Here is a 4,211-nt window from a genome sequence, read left to right as displayed (position 1 = left end):
GTGTAATGGAGCACAAGCATATCGACGCCTGTTCGGCGGTCGTCAAAAGTCGGACTTGGATGCCGGGCGATGGTCGACATGTCCCCCTATACCCTTTCACTCATCGATGCCTCAGGCATCGACTTGTTACCCCGTACTGCAATGACGAATACGCCCCCAAGCGATATGGCTGCCCCTAGAACGAGCCGGATCGTCAGAGGTTCGTTTAGCAGGATGACGGCCAGAACAACACCCCAAATCGGCGTCATCAGCGTGAGCGGCGAGAGCAGCGAGATGTCGTATTTCTTGATCAGCGTGTAAAATGCGCCATGGCCAAAAACGCTGACGCCGAGCACCGCAAACAGGGTTGCGAGCCAGACCAGCCAGCCACCCGCCATGAAGGCACCGGCCTGGCCGGATTCCACGAAAAACGAAAAAGCGAGCAGGGGCGCAAAGCTGAAAAGCCCCAGCCAGGCCTGCAACTGAAGCGCGCTGATCGGGGCCATACGCTTCATCAATATGCCGCCAATCGAACCGATGAAGGCCGATGCGATCACATAGAGCAGCCCAAAGCTCACAGAAAAACTGCCCGGATCGAAAGCGATCAGGGTCACGCCGGCAAAGGCCAGCATGATCCCAAGCCCGCGCCGCCAGCCCACTGTCTCTCCAAGGAAAGCCATGCTCATCAAGGTCGAGAAAGGCACACCGAGCTGACCTGTGACTGACACTGCGCTCGCCTCGGCATTGGCGAGCCCCATGAAAAGAAGCGCGAAATGCACAGCGCCCATGCACATGGAGATGGTAAACAGCATCCGCATGTTTTTCGGCATCGGAAACAGGAAGGGGATCAGGACGAGCGCGATTCCGAGAAAGCGAACGCCTGCGAAAAAGATCGGCGGCACGCCTGCATCCGCCACGACCCAGCGGGTCACGACCAGGTTCAGCCCCCAGACGAAACAGACGGCAAAGAGAAGAATGAAATCCCGAAACCCCATCTGGCGGGGTCTACAGCAAAGCTGACGCAGGCGTCACTAAAATTTTTGGAGACTAACTCGGCCGCGAGCGCTCATAGGGGCTGTCGAGCGAGAAGGTCGGGATGCGGGCATTGAGCTCCTCGCCGGCTTCATCGACAAGGGTGTACATGCCGCCCATCATGCCCGATGGTGCCGCAAGTGGCGCGCCAGACGAATAACGGAAGGATTTGCCAGGCTCGAGCGTCGGTGTCTGGCCGACGACGCCCTCGCCATCGACAATCTGGCGGCGGCCCTGGCTGTCGATAATGTCCCAGTGGCGCATGGTCAGCGTCCAAGTGCGCTCTGAAGCATTCTCGATCTCGACCGTGTAGGACCAGACATACTGACCGGAGGCGGGCTTGGACTCGTCATGCATGAAGCGCGGCTGCACGCGTATGCGAACGCCCGCTGTAACGGCCTCATAGGTGGGTGGTGGCGGACGTCCGGCCATACCACGTATCTCCCTCAGATCACATCGCATCCAGCGCCGAGAGAAGATCAGCCTCAAGGTCGCTCGCGTCTTCCAGACCGACAGACAGGCGAATCCAACTTTCGTCGAGCCCCATTGAGGCCCGCTCATCTTCGTTCAACGCGCGATGAGTTGTCGATGCCGGATGGCAAGCCAGCGATTTGGTGTCACCTAAATTGTTGGAAATGTCCACAAGCTTGAGTGCATTCAGTATACGGAAGGCCTCGGCACGACCGCCCTTGACCGAAAAGGCAATGAGGGTTCCGCCGTCCTGCATCTGACGGGCATGAACCTCATGGTGCGGATGATCTGTCCGGCCGGGGTAGCGAACGGCCCTAACATTGTCATGACCTGCAATCGAATGAGCGAGTCGCGCCGCATTCCGGCACGCCTGGCGGACACGCAGGTCCAGCGTCTCAAGGCCTTTCAGCACAACCCAGGCATTGAACGGTGATGGCGCAGGACCGGTATGGCGAAGCCACGGATCGATGAACTCCTCCATCCACTCGGATGGGCCAAGAATCGCACCGGCGAGCACCCGGCCCTGCCCGTCCATATGTTTGGTGGCGGAGTAAACCGAAATGTCAGCACCAAGCTCAAGCGGCTTCTGAAGTATCGGCGTGGCAAACACATTATCGACGACGAGTTTCGCCCCGGCCGCATGGGCGAGCTCCGCGACGGCGGCGATATCAACCGCTTCGAGCAGTGGATTGGAGGGTGATTCGATAAGCACGAGCTTTGTCGGCTTTGACAGCGCCTTTTTCCAGGCGTCCAGATCATCGCCTTGGACGAACTCGGTCTCCACGCCGTAGCGCGGCAAAATCGTTTGGCAGATCACCCGGCAGGAGCCAAAGAGCGCGCTCGCCGCAACAACGCGGTCACCCGTCCCGACAGGCGCTATCATCGCGCTTGAGATGGCGCCCATGCCTGAAGCGGTTACACGACAGGTCTCTGCGCCTTCGACCAGGGCGAGCCGGTCTTCCAGCATGCGCACCGTCGGGTTGGCATAGCGCGAATAGACAAAGCCCTCTTCCTCGCCTGCCATGCGGGCGGCGGCCTGCTCGGCCGAGTCATAGGCATATCCGGACGTCAAAAAGATCGCTTCCGAGGTCTCGCCGAATTGCGAGCGCATGGTACCGCCGCGCACAAGTTTGGTGGCGGGCTTCCAATCGTCTCCATCGCGCGTCGACATGGGCTTTTGTCCTTCCAATAAAGAGCGGTCCGTCATAAGCCTCTTGATTGAAAGGGATCAAGGGATGGCTGAAGCAAATCCGGGCGTTCTGCCCGACCGCGACATCAAAGCGCTGTTCGATGCCGGCGCCATTCGCTCGACAGAACCGCTCGACGCCGACCAGATCCAGCCTGCCAGCCTAGACCTCCGCCTTGCGCAGGACGCCTACCGGATCCGCGCTTCCTTCCTGCCCGGTTCAGCACGTTCCGTTGCTGACGTGCTGCAGGAGCCGGGCATCGAGCTTCACCGCATCGACCTAACACAAGCCGGCGCGGTGCTTGAGACAGGCTGCGTCTATCTTGTGCCGCTGATGGAGCATCTGAAACTCCCGCCCGGCATATCCGGGCGCGCCAATCCCAAAAGCTCGACGGGGCGCATCGATGTGTTCACCCGGCTTGTGACCAATCGCGGAAAGGCGTTCGACGATATCCAGACTGGCTATTCCGGCCCGCTCTGGCTGGAAATCAGTCCACGGACGTTCTCGATCCTCGCCCGGCCCGGAGACCGGCTCGCCCAGCTTCGTCTGCGCCGCGGCAAGCCTCAGAATACCAGCGAGAAGACCGTCTCCATCGACCTCGACCTGCCCGATGGCAAACCCGTTGGCTGGCGCGCGAAACATCATGCGGGCCTGATCGACCTACGCGCTATTGGCCGGCATGAGGTGGCCGACTTCTGGGAGCCGCTTTTCCCGCATAAAGGCCGCCTCGTTCTGAACCCCGAGCACTTCTACATCCTCGCCTCCCGCGAGAGCGTGAAAGTCGCCGGGACAAAAGCGGCCGAGATGGCGCCCATCGCGCCGGAGCTTGGCGAATTTCGCGCTCATTATGCCGGCTTCTTCGATCCGGGCTTCGGCACCAATAAGAGCGGCTCGCGCGCGGTGCTGGAGGTGCGCTCGCGGGACGTGCCATTCATTCTCGAGCATGGCCAGCCGGTGGCGAAGCTCGTCTATGAAGACATGGCCGAGAAGCCGGCTGCCCTCTATGGCGGCAAGACCAGCAATTATCAGGGGCAAGGCCTCAAGCTTTCCAAGCATTTTGGCTAGAAAGACTGGACAATCAGCTCATTAGTCGCTTGGCTCTCCTGCGTAATTCAAGAAGCCTTGAGGGGATATTATGAGACTGACGATCCTTGCTGGATGCACCGCTTTTGCGCTTGCCGCCTGCGGCGGACAGGACGGACCTGGCGAAGACACACAGCTGTCCACGCTCGATAGCGATTGTGAAATCCTGACCTCCGACCCGGAAGCCCAGGAGAATTTTGATGAGATCGGCATCACGGCTGACCAGTTCTGCGACTGCTTCATCCAGGTGGTCGATGAAAAGGGCGAGGCCCAGCAGGCGCAAATCAGATCGACGATGGAACGCGTCACCGATGGCATGGAAGAAGATGGATCGGGCGCCGAAGAAGTCGTCAGCGGCCTGATGACCGAGATTATGAGCGCGACCGAGCAAAGCCAGGAGTCGCAGGATCTGTCCGCCGGCATCCGCCTGATCGGCGAGGCCATCGACGACATCAGCAA

General features: G+C 60.1%; 5 protein-coding genes. 2 read left to right on the top strand and 3 right to left on the bottom strand.

Annotation, left to right across the window (positions count from 1 at the left end):
- Positions 1 to 86: 86 nt before the first annotated feature.
- The 3 genes from WA989_RS10490 to metZ are packed head-to-tail and all read right to left on the bottom strand — an operon-like array spanning position 87 to position 2,653.
- A complete protein-coding gene (locus WA989_RS10490) occupies positions 87 to 974 on the bottom strand; it encodes a DMT family transporter (RefSeq protein ID WP_424340445.1) in 888 nt (295 codons plus the stop codon).
- Positions 975 to 1,026: 52 nt separating this feature from the next.
- The gene (apaG, locus tag WA989_RS10485; RefSeq protein ID WP_424340444.1) at positions 1,027 to 1,443 is read right to left on the bottom strand and encodes a Co2+/Mg2+ efflux protein ApaG; all 417 of its coding nucleotides are present in this window, start codon (positions 1,441 to 1,443) and stop codon (positions 1,027 to 1,029) included.
- Positions 1,444 to 1,462: 19 nt separating this feature from the next.
- Positions 1,463 to 2,653 carry an O-succinylhomoserine sulfhydrylase gene (metZ, locus tag WA989_RS10480; RefSeq protein WP_424340443.1) on the bottom strand — a complete coding sequence of 397 codons (1,191 nt, stop codon included), beginning with the start codon at positions 2,651 to 2,653 and terminating at the stop codon, positions 1,463 to 1,465.
- Positions 2,654 to 2,717: 64 nt separating this feature from the next.
- On the opposite strand from metZ, the gene WA989_RS10475 reads away from it, so the two are divergent.
- The gene (locus WA989_RS10475) at positions 2,718 to 3,734 is read left to right on the top strand and encodes a 2'-deoxycytidine 5'-triphosphate deaminase (protein ID WP_424340442.1); all 1,017 of its coding nucleotides are present in this window, start codon (positions 2,718 to 2,720) and stop codon (positions 3,732 to 3,734) included.
- A 70-nt stretch (positions 3,735 to 3,804) separates the two neighbouring features.
- Positions 3,805 to 4,211, top strand: a 407-nt coding sequence (locus WA989_RS10470) for a hypothetical protein (protein WP_424340441.1), incomplete at its 3' end; no start/stop codon positions are given.

This window comes from Henriciella sp. (genome assembly GCF_049649345.1).
Lineage (GTDB): Bacteria > Pseudomonadota > Alphaproteobacteria > Caulobacterales > Hyphomonadaceae > Henriciella.
Note: the sequence above shows the minus strand (reverse complement) of the source record. Positions and strands in the feature narration are given on the sequence as shown.

Coding starts and splice junctions, on each gene's coding strand:
- metZ (WP_424340443.1), bottom strand. CDS start 2,653: ATGTCGACGCGCGATGGAGACGATTGGAAGCCCGCCACCAAACTTGTG.
- WA989_RS10475 (WP_424340442.1), top strand. CDS start 2,718: ATGGCTGAAGCAAATCCGGGCGTTCTGCCCGACCGCGACATCAAAGCG.
- apaG (WP_424340444.1), bottom strand. CDS start 1,443: ATGGCCGGACGTCCGCCACCACCCACCTATGAGGCCGTTACAGCGGGC.
- WA989_RS10490 (WP_424340445.1), bottom strand. CDS start 974: ATGGGGTTTCGGGATTTCATTCTTCTCTTTGCCGTCTGTTTCGTCTGG.